This window comes from Ruegeria atlantica (genome assembly GCF_013032005.1).
GTDB lineage: Bacteria > Pseudomonadota > Alphaproteobacteria > Rhodobacterales > Rhodobacteraceae > Ruegeria > Ruegeria atlantica_A.
This window is the reverse complement of record NZ_WQBE01000001.1, coordinates 1,058,714-1,078,170: the sequence shown is the minus strand read 5'-3', so window position 1 is coordinate 1,078,170 and position 19,457 is coordinate 1,058,714. Positions and strand designations below refer to the sequence as shown.

Sequence of the window (19,457 nt, the reverse complement as noted above, 5' to 3'; positions counted from 1 at the left end):
TAGGAGATCGCGTCGCCATGACCAGAGGATATCCGCCTTGCCAGCACCAATCAGCATCGTCATTCCGACCCTGAACGCGGCTGAGGCCTTGTTGGACTCCTTGCCGGTTTTGATGGAGGGTTTGCACACGGGGTTGGTCCGAGAGCTGATCGTTACCGATGGCGGTTCAACCGACCAGACCCTTGAAATTGCAGAAGAGGCAGGGGCTGAGATTGTGACCGGGCCGCCCTCACGCGGGGGGCAGTTGCTGCGGGGCTGCGCGGTAGCCAAAGGTGAATGGCTTTTGGTTTTGCACGCCGATACCGTCCTGCAAGAAGGGTGGAGCAAGGACGTCGGAGAGCATCTGCCCACGGGCAACCCCGCGGCTTTTCGTCTGACCTTTCAGGCCAGCGGGTTCTGGCCAGCCTGGGTTGCGGGCTGGGCCAATATGCGCAGCCGGGTGTTTAGCTTACCTTATGGTGATCAGGGGCTTCTGGTGTCACGTCGCGCCTATGACAAAGCCGCAGGCTACCCGGACCAGCCGTTGATGGAGGACGTGGCGCTGGTGCGCGCCTTGCCCCGCATCACCCTGTTGAACACCCGCGCGGTTACGAGCGCGGACCGCTATGCACGGGCGGGGTGGGTGCGTCGGGGGGCACAGAATTTGTGGACCCTGACACGATATTTTCTTGGGGCTGATCCGGAACGCTTGGCGCAGGCGTACCGACGCTGAGCGTTGTGCGCAGTTCGACAATGGATTTGCCCAATCGGAAGGGCGCGGCAAAGCTGACCAGACACAGGGCGACGATTTGCAACACCAGTATATGCGCGTTTTCCTGCAGGTATTCCCATTCGTCTTTTAGCTTTCCGACCTGTTCAACCAGGTCATCATAGCTTTGGGCAAGGATCAGATAATCCCCGGCAATGGCGGGAACTTTCCGGCGCATGTTGTCGATCGCAACCTGTGTTGCATCGTCCAGCGTGGTGAAAACAAGGAACTGATCGATGCTGAACGCATCGGCCTTGGCGGCCATAGCGCGAATTTCCTCCTGCTCGTCTCTTGCTTGTCCGCCTAACAGGAAATGCAATCCTTGCAAGGGCGCGACCTCATTGGTCACGGCGATGAACAAGGGCAGGTCAGCATTGCTGGCGGTTGAGGCCGAAAGGAATTCAACCTTATCGCACAAAACGGCGGTGTCCGGGTCGTAGGCCGGATCGCAGAACCGCAGACGGAACCGCGCGGCGTCGCGGTCAAAAGCAAGCGTCGCGGCATAAGCCACATCGATTTGCCGGTCCAACCGCGAACTGTCCGAGGTGTAGAGCCCGGCCAGAACCGCCACCAGTGCGCCGATCCCGCCCAGAACGACCCAGACAAGGTCGGCCAGCTTCCATGCCCGGTGCCCGGCCGGTTTGCGAAATAGAAACGCGGTGCCAACCGAGCCAATAATAAAGAACAATATCAGCAGGGGCAGTTGATTTTCGGTCACAAATGTCATGACACCAAAGTGACCGCGCGCCAGCGCGCTGGCAACACTCCTCACGTTCAGTTGTAGAGATTTCGCATCAATAGGGCTTGGCCTGCAGGGCAGCTATCTTGCGCTGGTCAACGGCACAATCACCGCTTCCTCCTGCGGTGGAAACCCAAACAGACTCACCGAAAACATTCTCAAAACACTGATCGAAGCTGCGTTGTGATCGGCCTCAACCTGTGCAAATAACTTAGCCGGTCCGATTTGCAGGACAGTTTCTTCCTTTACGAAAGGTTCGGATGTGACCCTGTTTGTCATTGCCATCATTTTGACGGCGGCGGTGTTGCACGCGGTTTGGAATGCGATTGTCAAAACCGCGGCTGATCGGACCACCACTCTGGGTCTGGTGGCGTTGGGGCATGTCATTCCAGCAACGGTAATGATCCTCTTGCTGCCACTGCCCAGTGCCGAAAGCTTTCCATACATCCTGATCTCAACCGTGGTGCATTTCGGCTATTATTTCATGCTCGGCAAAGCCTATCAGCACGGAGACCTAAGCGTCGTATACCCAATTGCCCGCGGTATCGTTCCGGCGCTTGTATCGCTGTGGGCGATGCTGTTGGTGGGCGAGGTGCTGCCGCTGCAAGCGTGGGGTGGGATCGCGCTGATCGCTGTTGGTATCCAGCTCAGCAGTTGGAAGGCATTGCGCTCTGGTGTGGGCCGTTGGGCCCTTGGATTTGCGCTGGGTACGGGCTTTTGCATCTCGATATATTCGGTCGTGGACGGTATTGGCGTGCGCTTGTCCGGCAATACGCTTAGCTACTGGGCCTGGGGTGCGTTTCTGCATCTGTTTATCGCGGGGTTTGTTGGTATCCGTCGACGGAAGACCCTGGCTGAATTGCCTGCCAAAGTCTGGATGATCGGCATTCTGGGCGGGCTTGTTTCGATGACAGCCTATGGTCTGGTGCTTTATGCCAAGAACTTCGCACCGCTTGGTGCAGTTTCGGCGCTACGGGAAACCTCGGTTATTTTCGCGGCGCTGATCGGGTTTGTTTTCCTGAAAGAGGGGAACTGGATGCGGCGGCTTGGTGCAGCGGTTCTTATGGCTGTCGGAGTAGCGCTGATAGGCCTGTCCGTCTGATAGGCCTGCGACACAGCCTTGCTGAAGTCGCCCCCGATCTCTCATAGTAGCGAGAGAAAAGGGAGCGTTTTCATGACCAAAGAGATTGTTCTGATCCACGGTGCCTTTGCAGGGCCATGGTGTATGCAGGATTATGCCGGGTTTTTCCGCGACAGGGGCTGGACGGTACACACCCCCGCGCTGCGCTATCACGGTGGGGACTCAAAGGCCGAACCCGACCCGCGCCTGACCGATACCAGCGTGATGGACTATGCCAACGACATAGCAGAGTTCGTGCAGGGGTTGGACAGCAAACCAGTTCTGTTGGGCCACGCCATCGCCGGAGTTGTGGCGCAGCAGGTGGCCTCACGTGGGTTGGCCAGTGCGATTGTCTTGATCAATCCGAACGCGCCCTGGGGCACTTTGCCCGAAACCGACGACGAACGCGCCATCCCGCGTGCTTTGATGGAGGGCGGGGCGTTCTGGAAACAACCCATGCGGGTCGAGTTCGACCTGATGGCCCCCTTCGCGCTGAACAAAATGCCCGAGGCGCAACAGCACGCGGTGTTCGACCGTTTGGGCGCCGAAAGCGGGCGGGTGATGTTCGAGATGTTTTTTTGGATGTTCGACGATCACCACGCGATGAAGGTCGATATCGACAAGGTCGACTGCCCGGTGCTGGTCGTATCAGGGACTGAAGACAGGGCGGTGAACCCCAACACCTGCCGCGCCCTGGCCGATTTGTATGGTGACCGAGCGACTTTCATGCCAGTCGAGAACCACGCGCATTTCTTGTTTATGGAGCCCGGCTGGGAAAAGCCCGCCGCGCAGATCGCGGACTGGCTGGAGAAGAAGGTGGGCTAGCCCGCCCACCTTAAGCGTCTAGTTGTTGGTCGAGAACGTGCTCTGCGGTTTCCACTTCATCGTGCCGTCGTCCTCACGGTGACAACGCAGCAGGCGTTCCTGGATCGTGCTGACCGTCTGGGTAACGGTGTTGTCGCCGACCAGCAGAACAAACGCGTCCTGCGAATAGGCCATGCCGTTGTAGTAGCAGAACTTGGTCTCGGCCCCGTCCGGAATGGGGGATGCGGTGGTCAATGTCTGCTGCGCATTCGCTTGACTGGCCAGCAGCGCAACGGCCAGCCCAAGGGTTAGTGTTTTCATGTCGTCCTCCCGTTCGAAAATCTGTTGTTGGTTTCATTGCGTCTTGGACGCTCGGAACCTCAATTGTCGTTCTTGAATGACGGTTTGAGAGTAAGTGTGAACGAGATCAACGGGTTAGGCAAGGGGGGTGTTTGGCGAGTTTTATTGGTTTGTACCCGACGCGCTTCTCTTGTGGCCCGTCAGAGCTACCAAGAGATTTTCTTGGCATGGATAAAGCTGACGCTGCGCTTGAGTAAATCAATATCAGCTTCATCATTTTGTTTGTGAATCATTCGATGGCAAGTTGGACAAAGCACTAGGAAATCGTCTGGAATTTGATATCTGCGCGTCTCACCTTCTGACAGCTCTCTGATGGGCTTTGTATGGTGCACATCCAGCGGAATGTTATTGATTGGGCCTTCGTAGCGGTAATGCTCAATTGGCTCGAGACCACAGCCTTCGCATTTTAGCCCGCGACGCTCCAAAACGCGCGATCGTACGTTTTTGGCGCGCTCAATACGCCTTGAGAGAATATATTTCCTAGTTTCGAGGATATCTGTAGTCCCGGCTTCCTCCATCATGGTGTCTACAGGCGTTCTACCTCCTCGGTCTACAAGAGCTTTGTACGCCGCTAACATCATTTCAAGATCTTCATAGAATTGCTGGGGTTCAAGTGTATCTGCCTGATAAACTCTTCCGAACGCATGCCCCGCAACATACCCTGTTGGAAGCTTTTCACTCGAGCCGAGATCAATAGGATCAGAAATAAAATTTTTGGAAAACTCAGAGACCCGCTCCGTCAAGTCGACGGCTCGACGAGCCAGAATTTTCCGCCCTTTGTCGTTTTCTCCGAACTCTCGGTAAACCTCTGTTGTGCCCTGATTGAGCGAAAGCACGATCTCTTCGGTTTGTGCATTAATCAAGTAAACGACATAGAACCCACGTGTTGCAGTGTCCGTGATGAGTGGATCGAAGAATGCCAGCCAAGGTACCGAAGCCCAACGAGATTGGCCGACACTAGCTTTTACCTCGAGTTCGTATGGCAGAAACAAAAGGCGCTTTTTGGCTTCTATTGCTATGTCGTGTCGAACGAAGTTTCCGAATTCACTTCCTGAGAAATTTTTTGCTCGTTCAAAGACGTAATCACGCGCAAGTCGCGACAAATACTCATGAAGCATTTAGATTACTCAAACATCCCACTCCTCCACAAACCGCGCGTTCTCTTGACTTCACTGGAACCGCAGTTTGGTTTTTTTTCCATCAGTTGCATGATCTTAAATGCAGCCAACTCCGACCTCATCTATTAAATTTATTAAATTCATACAACGCGTTATGCAGCGACACAAATGCACTATTGGGCTTAACTGGTGAGGCGTTGAACAACACGACAACGGTCTCTCCGCCCGAAAATCGAAAGACGGTTGTGAAGATGCCTCGGACCCCGCCCCAATGGGTCAGGTGCTGGCCGTTCTCTTCCGGCCAGACATGCCAGCCCGACGCGTAGAAATCACTTTTGTCGTCCTGTGATGCCGTCGCCTCGAAAAACGGTTGGGGCGTCGAGGCCATGGACCAGACCGCCTCGGCCGTGCCGATTGCCCCACCAGCGATACCCAAGCCTGAAAGCCAGCCTTGATCGTCCTTAGAACTCAGCACACGGGTCCAACCGTCGCTGCGAAGTTCCCAATTGGCCCCGGCGGGCCCCTCCAGATGGATATCGGCAACCTGCTGCAGGGCGTCTTCAACTTCCGCCCCCAGCAGATCGGTCAGAAGGCAGAAGCCAACATTCGAGTACGCCGTCTTGCTGCCCGGCGTGTGATCCAACGGCATGGTTTGCCACACGGTCCGGGCCACTTTGGCGCAACTGGCCGACCAGTCGAGGCCAAGCCGATCGGGCGCGAAGATCGGATCAAAACTGATATTTCTATCGAACCCTCCCGTATGCGCCAAAAGCTGCCGCGCCGTTATCTGCGCAGCCCGCGGGTCATGCGGCGGGGGCAGGTCGGCAAGCTCAGCTATGGGACGATCCAGGTCGATTTGGCCACGTTCCTCGGCTTTGATCAGTGCTCTGGCCGCGATGGGTTTTGTGACCGAGGCCAGGCGAAATGGCTGGTCGGTCGACATGGGCGTGTTCTCAATCGGGTCGGACACGCCGAAGGCTACGATTTTGGGTTCTGCATCCGAGGGGCCATAGGCCAGCACAGCCCCCGGAATATTATGTGTCTGAAGAAAGGACTCGACGATGTCTTCGACAGTGGCCGGTTCGCGGTAGCGACCCGCGAACATCACAATCACACCAGCGAGAACAAGAATACCAGTTGACCAGCACAGTCTTGCCTTACGTGATTTGAACATTTGGCCTCTGCACTGATTGATGTCTTTCGCGTTCGATCGTCTTAGACGTCCAACTCCTCCACAAACCGCGCGTTTTCCTGAATGTACTGGAACCGCAGTTCGGGTTTTTTGCCCATCAGGCGCTCGACCAGATCGCCGGTCTCGCCGGGTTCGTCCTCGTCGATGGTGACGCGGATTAGCTTGCGCGAGGCCGGGTCCATCGTAGTTTCTTTCAGGTCCTTGGCGTCCATTTCGCCCAGACCCTTGAAGCGTGACACGTCGATCTTGCCCTTGCCGCCCAGACCTTTCTCAAGCCATTCGTCGCGCTCGGCCTCGTCCAGGCAATAGACGCGTTTTGCGCCTTGGGTCAGACGGTAGAGGGGCGGGCAGGCCAGATACAGGTGTCCCGCGTCGATCATCGGCCGCATCTGGGTAAAGAAGAACGTCATCAGCAGCGAGGCGATATGCGCTCCGTCCACATCTGCGTCGGTCATGATGATGATCTTGTCATAGCGCAGGTCGTCGACGTTGAATTTGGTGCCAAGCCCCACTCCCAAAGCCTGCGTCAGATCGTTGATCTCGGCATTGGTGCCCAGCTTTGAACTGGCCGCGCCCAACACGTTCAGGATTTTGCCGCGCAGGGGCAGCAGGGCCTGTGTCTTGCGGTCACGGCCCATCTTGGCGGACCCACCGGCCGAGTCGCCCTCGACGATGAATAATTCCGTGCCGTCGCGTGTTGAACTAGAGCAGTCCACCAGCTTGCCGGGAAGACGAAGTTTCTTAGTGGCGGATTTGCGTTGTGTTTCCTTCTCGGCCCGTCGGCGCAGGCGTTCCTCAGCCCGCAGGATGAGGAAGTCCAAGATAGCGCCGGCGGATTTCGTGTCGGCAGCCAGCCAGTTGTCGAAATGGTCGCGGACCGAGTTTTCGACCAGCCGCTGTGCCTCGACCGTGGCAAGGCGGTCCTTGGTCTGGCCGACGAATTCCGGTTCACTGATGAAACACGACACCAGCGCACAGCCGCCGGTGATCAGGTCATCACGTGTGATCTGACCTGCCTTTTTGTTGTTGATCAGCTCGCCATAGGCTTTAATCCCCTTAAGGACCGCAGCCCAGAAGCCTGCCACATGGGTGCCACCTTCGGGGGTGGGGACGGTGTTACAGTAGGACTGGATGAACCCGTCGCGTGAAGGCGTCCAGTTGATCGCCCATTCGACCTTGCCGGGGGTGCCGAATTTCTCGTTAAAGTCCACGGTGCCGGCAAAGGGTTGCTCGGCATAGGTGGAGGAGCCGTTCATCGTCTCTTTCAGGTAATCCGACAGGCCACCGGGGAAGTGGAAGGTCGCTTCGGTCGGGGTCTCGCCATCGTCGATGGCGGACTTCCAACGGATTTCGACGCCCGAGAACAGATAGGCCTTGGATCGGATGGATTTGAACAGCCGCGCCGGTTTGAATTTGTGATGGCCGAAGATCTCGGCATCAGCGTGGAAAGTGACTGTGGTGCCGCGTCGGTTCGGGGCCGCGCCGACCTTTTCCACCGGGCCTAAAGGAATACCGCGTGAGAACCGTTGTTCGAACAGCGTTTTATCTCGCGCCACCTGCACGACCATCGAATCCGACAATGCGTTTACCACAGATGCGCCCACGCCATGCAGACCGCCCGAGGTCTGGTACGCCTTGCCCGAGAATTTGCCACCCGCGTGGAGGGTACACAGGATTACCTCCAACGCTGATTTGTCGGGAAATTTCGGATGCGGGTCGATCGGAATGCCACGTCCGTTGTCGCGTACGGTCAGGGCGTAGTCGGCGTGCAGTTCAACTTCGATCCGGTTGGCATGGCCCGCGACGGCTTCGTCCATCGAGTTGTCGAGGATTTCGGCCACCATATGGTGCAAAGCGCGCTCATCAGTGCCGCCGATATACATACCGGGGCGTTTTCGGACCGGCTCAAGACCTTCCAGTACCTCAATCGAAGAGGCGTCGTAAGTGGTGGTCGCGCTTGGCGTCAACAGATCGTCGGGCATCGGGGCTGCTCTTGTTTTTAGGTTGAGACCCATTATGGCAGGTGATGTGGTCCGGGGGAAGAGGGGCGCGAGGTGTTGTGGGCGATTGGCTGTGATCTTGATGAGTGACACCCCTGCACGAAGCCGAAGTTATTAAGGTTTTTCCGCCGTCAATCGTACCCCGCCGATCCTTCTTTGTTTCACGTCGCTGACAAATTGCGCGTACATTTTCAGGAAAGTATCCCCCTTGGACGGGTTGCCAGCGCGTTCGGCCTCGGCATCCAAGGTTTGATACATGCTAAGCCGACGCGCCAGAATTTCGCCCCAGGACGCCGTTACATCGTTGGCCGAGGCAACCGAAAATCCAGTTTTTTTCAACACAGTTTCGTACTCGGGAATGCTCAGCAGGGACTGGCAGGCAAAACGTTGGTGGTACAATTCCATCTCATCATCGGGCAGGGGCTCATGCATCACCCAATCGGTAAAGGCGAACCGTCCGCCAGTGCGCAGAACGCGGAACACTTCGGATAGGGCTTTGAGCTTGTCGGGGATATGCAAGAAGGATTCCTGACTGACCGCCGCATCGAAATGCGCATCGTCAAAGGGTATATCCATCGCACTGCCCAGAATTGGATGCACCTGATCCTGTAGTCCGACAAGCGCGTTCAGTTCCTTGGCACCGTCGACGCGGTTGGGGCTGATATCGAGGCCAGTGACGTCAACGTCATGCTCAGAGGCGTACCATCGCGCAGGTCCACAAAGCCCGGCACAAACATCCAAAACGCGATCACCAGATTTCATCCGGACCTTGTCCGCCAGTCGGGCGTTGGCATTCAGGCCGTCATAGTGATCCTGATCATAAGGGTAGAGCTCTTGCGGGGTCACATCCTCAAGCGATCCGCGAAGGCTTGTCAGCTTGGTCAGGATATGCGGCGCGGAAATTGGGTGGTTGGCATAGAACTCAGTGACAGTTTTCTCCGCCATTTCCATGAGATACTCCCTTACTTGCGTTTCGTCAGCTTAGCCTGACATGGTGGGGCGATCCAGTTTTGTCTCAGAAGGATACGAGTGCGAAACTGGGAGGCGAAGACGCGACACGACAACAGGGCGAGGACCATATGAGCTGGATTAAGACTGTTCCATTTGACGAAGCCACCGGCAAGCTGAGAAAGCTTTACGAGCGGGTCACCGGGCCTGACAAAAACGTGGACAACATAATGATGGTGCATTCTTTGCGGCCGCATTCGATGGAAGGTCACATGGCGCTGTACAAGAACGTCCTGCATCACTCGGCCAATAAAGTCCCGAAGTGGTTTCTTGAGGTGCTGGGGGTTTGGGTTAGTTCCCTGAACCAGTGCAGCTATTGCGTCGAGCATCACTTTAGCGGGTTTCAGCGGTTGTTGGCAGACGCGGAGCGGGGCGATGCCATCCGCGCCGCGATTGAGGCCGGAACGCCGGATTCCGCACCGCTGGACAACGCCCAGATCGCTGCTATGAGCTATGCGCGCAAGCTAACCGAAGCACCTGCGCAGATGGTTCAGGCTGATGTTCGCGCCCTGCGGGACGCCGGGTGGGACGATGGCGAGATCCTCGAGATCAATCAGGTCTGCGCGTATTTCTCATACGCGAACAGAACGGTTCTTGGGCTTGGATGTTCTACCACAGGCGACGTTCTGGGTCTTTCACCCAACAACTCGGATGATCCGGCGGATTGGGGGCATAGCTAGAAATCTACCGCAGCGTGTTGAACTTCATTAGTGGAAAATTTCCTACGCTACGGCTCAAAAATTTGACCCGTGTCAAAGCGAAAATCTGCGCCTTTTGCTAGACGTTCCTGCGGATAGTGAAAAAGGAAAAATTGAATGGAAGCAGCGGCGCAAATTGAACAAAAACAACCCTCTGTCAAAATTGTCCCAACACCCAATCCTGAGCCATCGCAACCCAGCCCCGAGCGAATTCGGCAGGCGTTCGAAAGCGGCAAGTATCCCTACGATCGCAAGATGGCGCGGGGCAAGTACGAGGCGCAAAAGGCGCAATTGCAGGCCGAATTGCTTAAGGTGCAGCTTTGGGCGCAAGAGACGGGGCAACGCTTTGTTCTGCTGTTCGAAGGGCGTGATGCAGCAGGCAAAGGCGGTACGATCAAGCGGTTTATGGAACACCTGAACCCAAGGCAAGCCCGCGTCGTGGCCTTGAACAAGCCGACCTGGGAAGAGAAAGGCCAGTGGTATTATCAGCGCTATATTCAGGAACTGCCTACGGTCGGTGAAATGGTGTTCTACGACCGCTCTTGGTACAACCGTGCGGGCGTTGAGAGGGTCATGGGCTTTTGTTCGCCTAACGAGTACCTTGAGTTCATGCGACAGACGCCCGAGTTGGAGCGGATGTTAGTCCGCTCAGGTATTCAGCTCTACAAATATTGGTTCTCGGTCACGCAGCCGGAACAGCAGCGCCGCTTCAAAAGCCGGGAAACCGACCCGTTGAAGCAATGGAAGCTGTCGCCCATCGACAAGGCGAGCTTGGATAAATGGGACGACTATACCGAAGCGAAAGAGGCGATGTTCTTCTATACCGACACCGCCGACGCGCCTTGGACCATCGTCAAGTCGAACGACAAGAAACGTGCGCGTCTGAACTGTATGCGCCACTTTTTGTCGACGCTGGATTACCCGGACAAGGACCACAATATCGTGGGCCAGCCCGATCCCATGATCGTAGGGCAGGCGCATCACGTCATTCATCAGTCCGAGCATATTCTGGGCACTTCCCTGCATCCTGACGCGCGATGAACCAAGCGGCCAATTGCCGGCAGCACTAGTCTCACCTTGAAATTTCACTGATCACCTCTTGTCCCGGCCTCTGGCCGGGCATAAGGCTGGTGAAATGAATAAGGTAATGACATATCGCGCCCACTTCCGGGCCATTGCAGTTCTGGGCCTGCCGCTGGTCGGCGGGCATCTGGCGCAGTTTGCCATTGGTTTGACCGACACGATCATGCTGGGCTGGTACGGGGTCGAGGCATTGGCCGCAGTGACGCTGGCCAGTAGCTTTTATTTCGTGCTGTTCCTGTTTGGCGGCGGTTTCGGACTGGCGGTGATGCCCATGGTGGCGACTGCGGCCGCCGAAGAGGATGAGACCAGCATTCGCCGCTCGACCCGCATGGGGGTGTGGCTGTCCTTGTTATACGCGGTGCTGGTTATGCCTTTGCTGTGGTGGTCCCACCCGATTTTGATTGCTGCAGGGCAAGATCCGCAGGTGGCTGAAACCGCATCGCAATATCTGCGTGTTGCGGGATGGGGGCTGTTCCCAGCGCTGGTGGTCATGGTGCTGAAGTCTTATCTGGCTGCTTTGGAGCGCACGCAGATCGTTTTGTGGATCACTGTGACGGCCGCTGTCGTCAACGCACTGACCAACTATGCGCTGATCTTCGGCAATTGGGGTGCGCCCGAACTGGGCGTTATGGGGGCAGCAATTGCCTCGGTGGTGACGCAGATGGTGTCGCTGGTTGCGGTCGTGGTCTACGCCGTGCGCGTATTGCCCGAACATAACCTGTTCCAACGGTTCTGGCGCCCGGATTGGGAGATGCTGTACAGCGTGCTGCGTCTTGGCATTCCCATTGGATTTACATTGCTTGCCGAGGTGTCGCTGTTCGCCATGTCGGCCTTTATGATGGGATGGATCGGGTCGGTGCCGCTGGCAGCGCATGGGATTGCGCTGAATCTGGCCTCGGCCACGTTCATGGTGCATCTGGGGTTGTCTAACGCGGCCACGATCCGCGCGGGAAACGCCCTTGGGCGCAAGGATCGACCACATCTGGAAAAAGGTGCAAAGGCGGTGACCGTGATGTCTTTGCTGGTGTCTGTTCTGACGATTATCTTGTTTGTGACCTGCGCCGAGCCGCTGATTTCTGTATTTGTCGAACCCGACGATCCGCAGCGCCCGCAAATCCTGGCCATCGGAACGGGCCTGCTGGCCATGGCCGCTTTGTTCCAGTTGGTCGACGGGGCACAGGTGATTGCACTGGGCCTGTTGCGCGGATTGCAAGATGCCAAGGTGCCGATGGTTATGGCCGGGCTCAGCTATTGGGTGGTTGGGATACCGGCGTCCTATTACTTTGGCTTTGTGCAGGGGATGGACGGGATCGGCATCTGGCTGGGTCTTGTACTTGGGCTTGCCTGCGCGGCCGTCTTGCTGATGGCCCGTTTCTGGATGCGCTCTGTTCAGACCGTAGGGGTGCCTGCGGAATAGCCGCGGCTTCAGCCTTTGCTTAGGCGATCTGCCTTTTTGCGCACCAGTACGGAGCGTAAGTCGTGCATCGCCAGCAACAACCGGTCGGTGACATCCTCAAGCTGTTCGTCCGACGCCTTGGATTGTGCCCATTGCGTGGTCAGATTCAGATAGTCGACCGCGCGGTGTATGTCGTCGATATCCCGTTGCGCCAGCAGGGCTTTGCGCGCGTCCATCCATCGTGCGATTTCCGCCTGATCCGCCGCTGTCAGGGTGCGCTGGCCCTGTGGCTTGACCTCGCCATTGCGGATGTTGATGACCGCGATCTGATCCATCTCGATCCGCCGTTGACGGTTTTCGGTATCGATCCGAAAAACCGCCGCGCCATTCTCGCGGACACGAAAGTAGTATTCAGGCAGTTCTGCGGTCATCAGGGGCCTCCGGATCAGGTCAGGGACGCGCAAAAGCGCTGGATACGGGTGCAGGCCTCGGTCAGGGCTTCGTCCGAGGTCGCATAGCTGACCCGGAAATTCGGTGACAGGCCAAAGGCCGCGCCAAATACAACGGCCACGTCGGCCTCTTCCAGCAGGGCGGTGGCGAAGGCCTCATCCGAGTCAATTCTGGTGCCGGCCGGAGTGGACTTGCCGATCAGGCCCGCGATCGACGGGTATACATAGAACGCGCCTTCGGGCGTGGGGCAGGTGATACCGTCGATCTGGTTCAGCATTTCGACCACCAAGTTTCGGCGGCGTTTGAACGTCTCGTTGTTGGGAGCCAGAAACGCTTGCGTTCCATTCAGCGCCTCGACCGCCGCCCATTGGCTGACCGAGCAGGGGTTCGAGGTCGACTGTGATTGAATCTTGCGCATGGCGGCGATGATCTCGACCGGTCCCGCCGCATAGCCAATGCGCCAGCCGGTCATAGCATAGGCTTTCGATACGCCGTTGCAGGTCAAGGTACGGTCATAGAGGCCCGGTTCGATCTCGGCCGGAGTGCAGAATTCGAACCCGTCATAGGCCAGATGCTCGTACATGTCGTCGGACATGATCCACACATGCGGGTGGCGCATCAGTACATCTGTCAGGGCCTTCAATTCCGAACGGCTATAGCCCGCCCCCGTAGGGTTCGACGGAGAGTTGAAGATGAACCACTTGGTATTGGGCGTGATCGCCGCCTCAAGCTGTTCGGCGGTCAGTTTGAAGCTGTTTTCGAGCGTCGTCTCGACCACGACTGGCGTACCTCCGGCCAGCAGAACCATGTCCGGGTAGCTGACCCAATATGGCGCGGGGATAACAACCTCGTCCCCGTCGTTCATTGTCGCCATCAACGCGTTATACAACGTCTGCTTGCCGCCAGTCCCGACCGAGATTTGTGCGGGCGTGTAATCCAGCCCATGATCACGCTTCATCTTGGCGCAGGCGGCTTGTTTCAATTCGGGAATTCCGTCAGGTGCGGTATACTTTGTCTTGCCCGCTGCAATGGCTGCAACAGCCGCGTCCTTGATGTTCTGTGGCGTGTCGAAATCGGGTTCACCCGCGCTCAGGCCGATCACATCACGCCCCGCCGCCTTCAACTCGGCTGCTTTGGCGGTCATCGCGATGGTTGGTGATGGTTTTACGCGTGACAGTGTCGCAGACAGGAAAGTCATGATGGCCTCAGTTTGTATGTTCAACCTGTCTGTCATAGGGTGCGCCCGAATGACGATCAAGCAGTATGAGGCCGAGACATGGAGACCCTGATGACCGACGAAAATGACTGGTATAGTCCAGAGGCAGCGACATTCGGGGACCGGCTGGCAGGCGCGCGCGAAGCCGCTGGTATGACCCAGACCCAACTGGCGCGTCGGCTGGGTGTCAAAAAAGCGACTATTGTGGCTTGGGAAAACGATCTGTCCGAACCGCGTGCCAACCGTTTGTCGATGATGGCGGGTATGATCAACGTTTCGATCATGTGGTTGCTGACCGGCGAAGGCGAAGGTATGGACGCCCCCGTCGAAGACGGCGAGGTCAATATCGAGCTGGCGGATGCGGTGGCCGAGCTACGCGCAATCCGGGGCGAGATGCGCGCCAGTGCCGAACGGGCCGCGCGGCTTGAGAAGAAGCTGCGCTTGATGTCGGAGCAGGGAAAGTGACCGAAACACGGGAAGTCAGGATCAAACGCATGAAAATGCGGTCCATGCGACGCGGGATCAAAGAGATGGATTTGATCCTTTCGGCCTATGCCGAACGTAATCTCGACGCGATGGATACAGCGGGTCTGGATCAGTTCGACGCGCTGCTACACGAAAATGATCAGGATCTGTATCAGTGGGTCACCGGGCAGGCCCAGCCGCCCGAGGGGTTTGTCCATCTGGTTTCGGATATCGCGCAGACCTTTCAAAAATAAAGAAAATCCAGCTTAACCGATTCTTGGGGATTTCGATTCATGCTGCCTGAAACAGCGCGACTGAATCGGAGGATCGGATGAGTATGGAAATGCAGGTCTCCGCGCCGGAAACCAAGGGTTTCATGACCAGCTATCTTGAAGCGCTCGCTTTGGTCGAGCGGCTGCACCGTCTGCTGCTGGACGTTATCAAGGATGAGTTCGAGCGGGTGGGCGTGTTGGAAATCAACGCCGTTCAGGCCCTGCTTCTGTTCAATATCGGCGATCATGAGGTGACGGCGGGTGAGTTGAAAAGCCGTGGCTATTATCAGGGCAGCAACGTCAGCTACAACCTCAAGAAGTTGGTCGAAATGGGCTATATGCACCACCAAAGGTGTGAGATTGACAGGCGCTCGGTTCGGGTTCGGCTGACGCCGCGCGGGCGGGAAATTCGGGATATCGTGACCGAGCTGTTCTCGCGCCATGCCGAGGGGCTGCAAACCCGTGGTGTGCTTGGGTTGGCGGGGATCGACGACATCACAACCTCTCTGCGCCGGGTGGAACGGTATTGGACGGACCAGATCCGATATATCTACTGATCAGGGGCGCGCATCGGACAGGATCAGCCCTTCAAGCTCTCGGATCAGCTTTCGGGTCATGGCGTCCTCATAAGCGTCAAACCCCAGGGCAACCTCGACAAAGGCATCTGGCCCCAGGATGACCCAGGCGGTGTAATAGGCAGACAGCTCTCCAACCTGCACATAGCGTTTGTCGCCGTGGCTGGGATCATCCGCGCCGATGACCAGGCCGTTGATGGTGATGCCCGAAGCTTCAAGCGTGCTTTTGGCTTCGCGCGGGTGAGTGCCCAGATTGTGTTTGCCGTCGCCGGACAGATCGAGTGTTCGTTTCCAGCAACTTGTTTGGTCGGACAGCAGGTCGGCCCCGAACAGCATCGCTGAGCCAACAGCCGTACCTTGCGGGGCGGCACTGCGCTTGGTTCGGTTCAGTAGAAAGGCGATCTGTTCAAGATCGTTAACAGAACGTATGGCGATCCAGTCTTGCAACAGACGTTGATGGCCCGGCTCGCTCCACTCGAAAATCGCCAGCCGCACAGGGGCAGCAGGGTTTGACAGCAATAGCTGGACCACTTCAGGACGCTGCAAAGCAGCTGCCACACCGTCAAGTTGCAGCCGGTATTCGTGACTGTCCACCGAACCAGAAACATCCAGCCCCAGCGCCAGAGCTTGTCGGCACTCTGCCGTGGCCGAACCAGCGAACAAACTAATGACAAATGCCAATAGTCGCGTCATCTGGGCGCGAAGTCCTGCAGCACGCCGATTTGCAAGCTTGTCAGTTCACGTTCCAGCTTCCGCCGCATGGCGCGTTCGAAATCCTCGAACCCCTGTGCGACTTCTAGAAATGCGCCAGGCCCGTACAGAACATTGTTTTCGAAGTAGGGAATCAGATGAACTTCGCCCTCGAAATCGGCAGCATTGATAACCAGCCCGTTGACCACAATGCCCTCGAACGGAAAGTGGCGATAAGCGGATGCAGGTTGGAAACCATCGTTATTTGCGCCGTCCCCAGACAGGTCGATGGTCTGAAACAAACATGGTGGTGCTTGCTGCATCAGGGTCGCACCAAAAGCCAAAGCTTGCCCCATGGCAGTGGCCGAGTCACCGTCAGATCGGACTGAACGCTGTATGGTCTCTGCCGCCGTTAGCAAATCAGCTTGCGTGTTGATCATCGTCCAGTTCAGGATCATGCGCTGGGTCGAGCGGCTGCCCCACTCATACACAGCCAATGCCACGGGCAAAGGAGAGGAAAAGAACGCCTCGGTCACCTCAGGGGCGATCAGGGCAGCGGCCAGGCCCTGCCGCTGCAGGGTATCCTCGGTTGCATCCACCGAGCTTGAGATATCCATAGCCAACGCCAAGGCCAGGCGACAGGTTTCGGCCCGAAGCGGGCTGGCCAGTCCGGCCAGTCCCAGTGCTGTCAGCCATCGGATCACCAGTGTCCGGTGCTTTCCATGCTGACCCAGGGTTCGGCGGCTTCCAGCGCGTCACCGTTCTGTAGCAACTCGACCGAGATATTGTCGGGCGACCGTACAAACGCCATACGGCCGTCGCGGGGCGGGCGGTTGATCACCACACCATTGTCCTGCAAGTGCTGGCAGACCTCGTAAATATTGTCGACGCCATAGGCCAAATGCCCGAAATGCCGACTGTCGCTGGGCAGCGCATCGTCACCATCCCAATTGTGGGTCAGCTCAATTGGGCGATCCTCTTGCCCCGGGGGCGCCATGAAGATCAGCGAAAACCGCCCCGCCTCGCTGTCATAGCGGCGGGTTTCCTTCAGGCCCAGCAACTCAAAAAACGCCATCGACTTTTCCAGATCCTTCACGCGGATCATGGTGTGAAGATATCTCAGCCCCATTGTGGCTTCCTTTCCGTTCAGGTGATGGGCTGCAGCTTAGCGCGCGGAAAATGCGTGTCGAGGGGCAGGGCGGACACAATTTTGAAAATGCGCCGCTGGGTGCACATGTCGCGGTTCCGGTCGGGGAATTGCCGATATATAGTGGTGGGCGACTCATTGCTGGAAAGGAACTTTTATGCCGCTGTCCTCTGACCAACTGGCCGAGATCGAAGCGCAACGGGCGCAATCGCATCCAACACGCCGCGTTGTGGCTGCGGGTATGGAAGATCACCTTTATACCGCTCATCAGGTGCTGGACCACGGCTTTGTGCGCGTGATCGACTATATGGGTGACGACGCGGCGATCTGTCAGGCGGCGCGGGTGTCGTATGGCAAAGGCACAAAATCGGTGCAGAACGATGAGGGTCTGATCCGCTATCTGATGCGTCACTGGCATTCGACCCCGTTCGAGATGTGCGAGATCAAGCTACACGTCAAGCTACCTGTCTTTGTCGCCCGGCAGTGGATTCGTCACCGCACGGCAAATGTGAACGAGTATTCCGCGCGCTATTCGATTCTGGACCGCGAGTTCTATATCCCCGCACCCGATCACGTTGCCGCGCAGTCCGAGGTAAACAACCAAGGCCGGGGTGATGCGCTGCAAGGGGAAGAGGCCGCGCGAGTTCTGGATATCCTCAAGGCTGATAGCGCCCGGTGCTATGACAATTATGAATCGATGATCAACCAAGACGGCCAACAGGGTCTGGCGCGTGAACTGGCGCGGATGAACCTGCCCGCGAATATCTATACGCAGTGGTATTGGAAGGTTGATCTGCACAACCTGTTCCACTTCTTGCGCCTGCGTGCCGACCCGCATGCGCAGTACGAGATTCGGGTCTATGCGGATACCATGTGCAAGATCGTCGCCGACTGGGTACCCTTCGCCTACAAAGCGTTCGAGGATTATCGGCTGGGTGCGGTGAACCTTTCGGCTCAGATGGTCGACAGCCTGCGCCGGATGCTGGCCGGGGAAAATGTCACGCAGGAAAACTCGGGCATGACCGCTCGGGAATGGCGCGAGTTCGAAGCGGTCATTCGCAAAAGCTGATCTCGCGTATTGCGCATTATTGTGACGGAAAAAGCTAATACTCTCGCGCCTAAGCCGACCCGGCGCGAGGGTAAGGTTTCTAACCTTTGAATATTGGTCAACGGCCGGAAATTGGCCGTTGGCCTGTTTTGATCACCCGCAGCATGCGGGACTGTTTTACAGTGGCTTTAAATCAGATGCCATTTGTCGGCCGTCGCGCCCGTCTTCCAACTCATACGAGACTTTCTGATTGTCAGCGAGCCCGGTCAGACCGGACCGTTCAACGGCCGAGATATGAACAAATACGTCCTTGCCGCCCTCATCAGGGGCAATAAACCCGTAGCCTTTCGTGGTATTAAACCATTTCACGGTGCCAGTTGGCATTTCCCGTGTCTCCTTCTACTTACGCGTTGTCCCACATAATTGGTGGGGGCAGTGATTGACGTCGCCGCAATTGATTACCGTATCGCCGTAACGATACAGCGCGAATTGTGAGTTTCGTCTTTTTCAACATTGCATGGTGAAGTAAAAAATCAAGAATTTCTGAAACGTGCAGGCAAATTTGCTGAAAATTGAACCAGATACAGGAGACACCCGAAATGCGCCTTTATGGTCTGAAGAACTGTGACACGTGCCGCAAGGCTTTGAAATCACTTCCAGATACTGAGTTTGTCGACGTTCGGACCGATGGCGTACCCAAAGCGATGCTGACGCAGGCGCTGGATCGCTTCGGCGAGGCTTTGCTCAATACCCGTTCGACAACCTGGCGTGGATTAGACGATGCACAACGCGCGCGGCCTCCGCTGGAACTGCTGGCAGATCACCCGACCCTGATGAAGCGCCCCCTGATCGAGCAAGACGGTACCCTGTATCTGGGATGGACGGCGGAAACGAAGGCAGGGCTTGGCGTTGCGTGACCTGATGACTATCTGAATTGACGCAAGTTAGAGGATTTTGAATGCGTAACGCTGCTATGATTTTGGGTGTCATCGCCGGTTTGATCGGGATGATTGTTGGCTTTTTCGGCTATGGCTATGTCGAACTGATTGATCGGTTTGGTGAGATCGACGGGCTGGCCGAGCAGGTGGACAACGCGCAACTCATACAGTTCGCGTCGATCATTGCGCCGCTATTAGCGATTGCTGGCGGTGCAATGGCCCATGCACGGGCCCTGATCGGAGGGGTCTTGTTGCTGATCTCAGCGGCCGGGATGTATTACGCCTTTGGCTTTAACGTGTTCACTATGTTCCCGGTGGCATTTGCGGGTGTTGCGGGCCTCCTTGGACTGGCCGCGGGTAAACCGGACGAGCCCAAGGCGCATTTCTAGA

The 19,457-nt window shown here is 56.9% G+C and carries 23 protein-coding genes; 12 read left to right on the top strand and 11 right to left on the bottom strand.

Translation table 11 applies throughout. The features are described 5' to 3' along the window. Window positions 1-37 precede the first annotated feature (37 nt). The 3 genes from GOX21_RS05385 (at window position 38) to GOX21_RS05370 (ending at window position 3,432) form a co-directional block, all read left to right on the top strand. A complete protein-coding gene (locus GOX21_RS05385) occupies window positions 38-712 on the top strand; it encodes a TIGR04283 family arsenosugar biosynthesis glycosyltransferase (protein WP_170375962.1) in 675 nt (224 codons plus the stop codon). A gap of 1,037 nt (window positions 713-1,749) precedes the next feature. Further along, the gene (locus GOX21_RS05375; protein WP_170349185.1) at window positions 1,750-2,589 is read left to right on the top strand and encodes an EamA family transporter; all 840 of its coding nucleotides are present in this window, start codon (window positions 1,750-1,752) and stop codon (window positions 2,587-2,589) included. 72 nt (window positions 2,590-2,661) lie between these two features. Beyond that, entirely contained in the window at window positions 2,662-3,432 is a 771-nt protein-coding gene (locus tag GOX21_RS05370) for an alpha/beta hydrolase (protein ID WP_170375960.1), read from the top strand. Window positions 3,433-3,450: 18 nt separating this feature from the next. On the opposite strand, the gene GOX21_RS05365 is transcribed toward GOX21_RS05370, so the two are convergent. The 5 genes from GOX21_RS05365 to GOX21_RS05345 form a co-directional block, all read right to left on the bottom strand. Then, window positions 3,451-3,732 (bottom strand): hypothetical protein, encoded by a 282-nt coding sequence (locus tag GOX21_RS05365; RefSeq protein WP_170359182.1) that lies wholly within the window; start codon window positions 3,730-3,732, stop codon window positions 3,451-3,453. 185 nt (window positions 3,733-3,917) lie between these two features. After that, window positions 3,918-4,889, bottom strand: coding sequence for an MrcB family domain-containing protein (locus GOX21_RS05360; RefSeq protein ID WP_170359180.1), 972 nt, complete (start codon window positions 4,887-4,889; stop codon window positions 3,918-3,920). A 118-nt stretch (window positions 4,890-5,007) separates the two neighbouring features. Further along, on the bottom strand, window positions 5,008-6,063 hold the full coding sequence (locus GOX21_RS05355; RefSeq protein ID WP_170375958.1) for a serine hydrolase domain-containing protein: 1,056 nt from the start codon (window positions 6,061-6,063) through the stop codon (window positions 5,008-5,010). 41 nt (window positions 6,064-6,104) lie between these two features. Continuing rightward, window positions 6,105-8,063, bottom strand: coding sequence for a DNA topoisomerase IV subunit B (parE, locus tag GOX21_RS05350; RefSeq protein ID WP_170375956.1), 1,959 nt, complete (start codon window positions 8,061-8,063; stop codon window positions 6,105-6,107). 132 nt (window positions 8,064-8,195) lie between these two features. Further along, the gene (locus GOX21_RS05345) at window positions 8,196-9,026 is read right to left on the bottom strand and encodes a class I SAM-dependent methyltransferase (protein ID WP_170349179.1); all 831 of its coding nucleotides are present in this window, start codon (window positions 9,024-9,026) and stop codon (window positions 8,196-8,198) included. 134 nt (window positions 9,027-9,160) lie between these two features. On the opposite strand from GOX21_RS05345, the gene GOX21_RS05340 reads away from it, so the two are divergent. The 3 genes from GOX21_RS05340 (at window position 9,161) to GOX21_RS05330 (ending at window position 12,287) form a co-directional block, all read left to right on the top strand. Next, complete coding sequence (locus GOX21_RS05340; protein ID WP_170375955.1) at window positions 9,161-9,769, top strand: peroxidase-related enzyme; 609 nt, start codon at window positions 9,161-9,163, stop codon at window positions 9,767-9,769. A 135-nt stretch (window positions 9,770-9,904) separates the two neighbouring features. Next, complete coding sequence (gene ppk2 / locus GOX21_RS05335) at window positions 9,905-10,828, top strand: polyphosphate kinase 2 (RefSeq protein WP_170375953.1); 924 nt, start codon at window positions 9,905-9,907, stop codon at window positions 10,826-10,828. Between the two features lie 106 nt (window positions 10,829-10,934). Beyond that, window positions 10,935-12,287 (top strand): MATE family efflux transporter, encoded by a 1,353-nt coding sequence (locus GOX21_RS05330; RefSeq protein WP_254428450.1) that lies wholly within the window; start codon window positions 10,935-10,937, stop codon window positions 12,285-12,287. An 8-nt stretch (window positions 12,288-12,295) separates the two neighbouring features. Here GOX21_RS05330 and GOX21_RS05325 read toward each other — a convergent pair whose 3' ends face one another. Further along, the gene (locus GOX21_RS05325; protein WP_170349175.1) at window positions 12,296-12,697 is read right to left on the bottom strand and encodes a hypothetical protein; all 402 of its coding nucleotides are present in this window, start codon (window positions 12,695-12,697) and stop codon (window positions 12,296-12,298) included. Between the two features lie 14 nt (window positions 12,698-12,711). Continuing rightward, window positions 12,712-13,914, bottom strand: coding sequence for a pyridoxal phosphate-dependent aminotransferase (locus GOX21_RS05320; protein WP_170375949.1), 1,203 nt, complete (start codon window positions 13,912-13,914; stop codon window positions 12,712-12,714). Between the two features lie 90 nt (window positions 13,915-14,004). Between GOX21_RS05320 and GOX21_RS05315 the strand changes: the two genes are divergently transcribed. From GOX21_RS05315 to GOX21_RS05305, 3 genes are all read left to right on the top strand, one after another. Further along, complete coding sequence (locus GOX21_RS05315) at window positions 14,005-14,397, top strand: helix-turn-helix domain-containing protein (protein WP_170349173.1); 393 nt, start codon at window positions 14,005-14,007, stop codon at window positions 14,395-14,397. A gap of 29 nt (window positions 14,398-14,426) precedes the next feature. Then, window positions 14,427-14,651 carry a succinate dehydrogenase assembly factor 2 gene (locus GOX21_RS05310; RefSeq protein ID WP_170359163.1) on the top strand — a complete coding sequence of 75 codons (225 nt, stop codon included), beginning with the start codon at window positions 14,427-14,429 and terminating at the stop codon, window positions 14,649-14,651. A 77-nt stretch (window positions 14,652-14,728) separates the two neighbouring features. Further along, window positions 14,729-15,226, top strand: coding sequence for a MarR family winged helix-turn-helix transcriptional regulator (locus GOX21_RS05305; protein WP_438826463.1), 498 nt, complete (start codon window positions 14,729-14,731; stop codon window positions 15,224-15,226). On the opposite strand, the gene GOX21_RS05300 is transcribed toward GOX21_RS05305, so the two are convergent. From GOX21_RS05300 to GOX21_RS05290, 3 genes are read right to left on the bottom strand one after another with little or no spacing between them, the layout of a single operon-like run. Then, window positions 15,227-15,937 (bottom strand): DUF1194 domain-containing protein, encoded by a 711-nt coding sequence (locus GOX21_RS05300; RefSeq protein WP_170375947.1) that lies wholly within the window; start codon window positions 15,935-15,937, stop codon window positions 15,227-15,229. Continuing rightward, entirely contained in the window at window positions 15,934-16,638 is a 705-nt protein-coding gene (locus GOX21_RS05295) for a DUF1194 domain-containing protein (protein ID WP_170349170.1), read from the bottom strand. The genes GOX21_RS05300 and GOX21_RS05295 overlap by 4 nt, the downstream gene beginning before the upstream one ends. Next, the gene (locus GOX21_RS05290) at window positions 16,635-17,063 is read right to left on the bottom strand and encodes a VOC family protein (protein WP_170349169.1); all 429 of its coding nucleotides are present in this window, start codon (window positions 17,061-17,063) and stop codon (window positions 16,635-16,637) included. The genes GOX21_RS05295 and GOX21_RS05290 overlap by 4 nt, the downstream gene beginning before the upstream one ends. A 175-nt stretch (window positions 17,064-17,238) precedes the next feature. On the opposite strand from GOX21_RS05290, the gene thyX reads away from it, so the two are divergent. After that, entirely contained in the window at window positions 17,239-18,150 is a 912-nt protein-coding gene (gene thyX, locus GOX21_RS05285; RefSeq protein WP_170375946.1) for an FAD-dependent thymidylate synthase, read from the top strand. 156 nt (window positions 18,151-18,306) lie between these two features. Here the strand turns inward: thyX and GOX21_RS05280 are convergent, their stop codons facing one another. Continuing rightward, window positions 18,307-18,513, bottom strand: coding sequence for a cold-shock protein (locus GOX21_RS05280; RefSeq protein ID WP_010439113.1), 207 nt, complete (start codon window positions 18,511-18,513; stop codon window positions 18,307-18,309). A gap of 215 nt (window positions 18,514-18,728) precedes the next feature. Between GOX21_RS05280 and GOX21_RS05275 the strand changes: the two genes are divergently transcribed. Together GOX21_RS05275 and GOX21_RS05270 are read left to right on the top strand one after the other, a co-directional pair. Beyond that, window positions 18,729-19,046 carry an ArsC/Spx/MgsR family protein gene (locus GOX21_RS05275; RefSeq protein ID WP_170375945.1) on the top strand — a complete coding sequence of 106 codons (318 nt, stop codon included), beginning with the start codon at window positions 18,729-18,731 and terminating at the stop codon, window positions 19,044-19,046. 41 nt (window positions 19,047-19,087) lie between these two features. Beyond that, entirely contained in the window at window positions 19,088-19,456 is a 369-nt protein-coding gene (locus GOX21_RS05270; RefSeq protein ID WP_170349165.1) for a hypothetical protein, read from the top strand. The last annotated feature ends 1 nt before the right edge of the window (window position 19,457 follow it).

Coding starts and splice junctions, on each gene's coding strand:
- GOX21_RS05370 (WP_170375960.1), top strand. CDS start 2,662: ATGACCAAAGAGATTGTTCTGATCCACGGTGCCTTTGCAGGGCCATGG.
- GOX21_RS05365 (WP_170359182.1), bottom strand. CDS start 3,732: ATGAAAACACTAACCCTTGGGCTGGCCGTTGCGCTGCTGGCCAGTCAA.
- GOX21_RS05360 (WP_170359180.1), bottom strand. CDS start 4,889: ATGCTTCATGAGTATTTGTCGCGACTTGCGCGTGATTACGTCTTTGAA.
- GOX21_RS05355 (WP_170375958.1), bottom strand. CDS start 6,063: ATGTTCAAATCACGTAAGGCAAGACTGTGCTGGTCAACTGGTATTCTT.
- parE (WP_170375956.1), bottom strand. CDS start 8,063: ATGCCCGACGATCTGTTGACGCCAAGCGCGACCACCACTTACGACGCC.
- GOX21_RS05345 (WP_170349179.1), bottom strand. CDS start 9,026: ATGGCGGAGAAAACTGTCACTGAGTTCTATGCCAACCACCCAATTTCC.
- GOX21_RS05340 (WP_170375955.1), top strand. CDS start 9,161: ATGAGCTGGATTAAGACTGTTCCATTTGACGAAGCCACCGGCAAGCTG.
- ppk2 (WP_170375953.1), top strand. CDS start 9,905: ATGGAAGCAGCGGCGCAAATTGAACAAAAACAACCCTCTGTCAAAATT.
- GOX21_RS05330 (WP_254428450.1), top strand. CDS start 10,935: ATGACATATCGCGCCCACTTCCGGGCCATTGCAGTTCTGGGCCTGCCG.
- GOX21_RS05325 (WP_170349175.1), bottom strand. CDS start 12,697: ATGACCGCAGAACTGCCTGAATACTACTTTCGTGTCCGCGAGAATGGC.
- GOX21_RS05320 (WP_170375949.1), bottom strand. CDS start 13,914: ATGACTTTCCTGTCTGCGACACTGTCACGCGTAAAACCATCACCAACC.
- GOX21_RS05315 (WP_170349173.1), top strand. CDS start 14,005: ATGACCGACGAAAATGACTGGTATAGTCCAGAGGCAGCGACATTCGGG.
- GOX21_RS05310 (WP_170359163.1), top strand. CDS start 14,427: ATGAAAATGCGGTCCATGCGACGCGGGATCAAAGAGATGGATTTGATC.
- GOX21_RS05305 (WP_438826463.1), top strand. CDS start 14,729: ATGAGTATGGAAATGCAGGTCTCCGCGCCGGAAACCAAGGGTTTCATG.
- GOX21_RS05300 (WP_170375947.1), bottom strand. CDS start 15,937: ATGACGCGACTATTGGCATTTGTCATTAGTTTGTTCGCTGGTTCGGCC.
- GOX21_RS05290 (WP_170349169.1), bottom strand. CDS start 17,063: ATGGGGCTGAGATATCTTCACACCATGATCCGCGTGAAGGATCTGGAA.
- thyX (WP_170375946.1), top strand. CDS start 17,239: ATGCCGCTGTCCTCTGACCAACTGGCCGAGATCGAAGCGCAACGGGCG.
- GOX21_RS05280 (WP_010439113.1), bottom strand. CDS start 18,513: ATGCCAACTGGCACCGTGAAATGGTTTAATACCACGAAAGGCTACGGG.
- GOX21_RS05275 (WP_170375945.1), top strand. CDS start 18,729: ATGCGCCTTTATGGTCTGAAGAACTGTGACACGTGCCGCAAGGCTTTG.
- GOX21_RS05270 (WP_170349165.1), top strand. CDS start 19,088: ATGCGTAACGCTGCTATGATTTTGGGTGTCATCGCCGGTTTGATCGGG.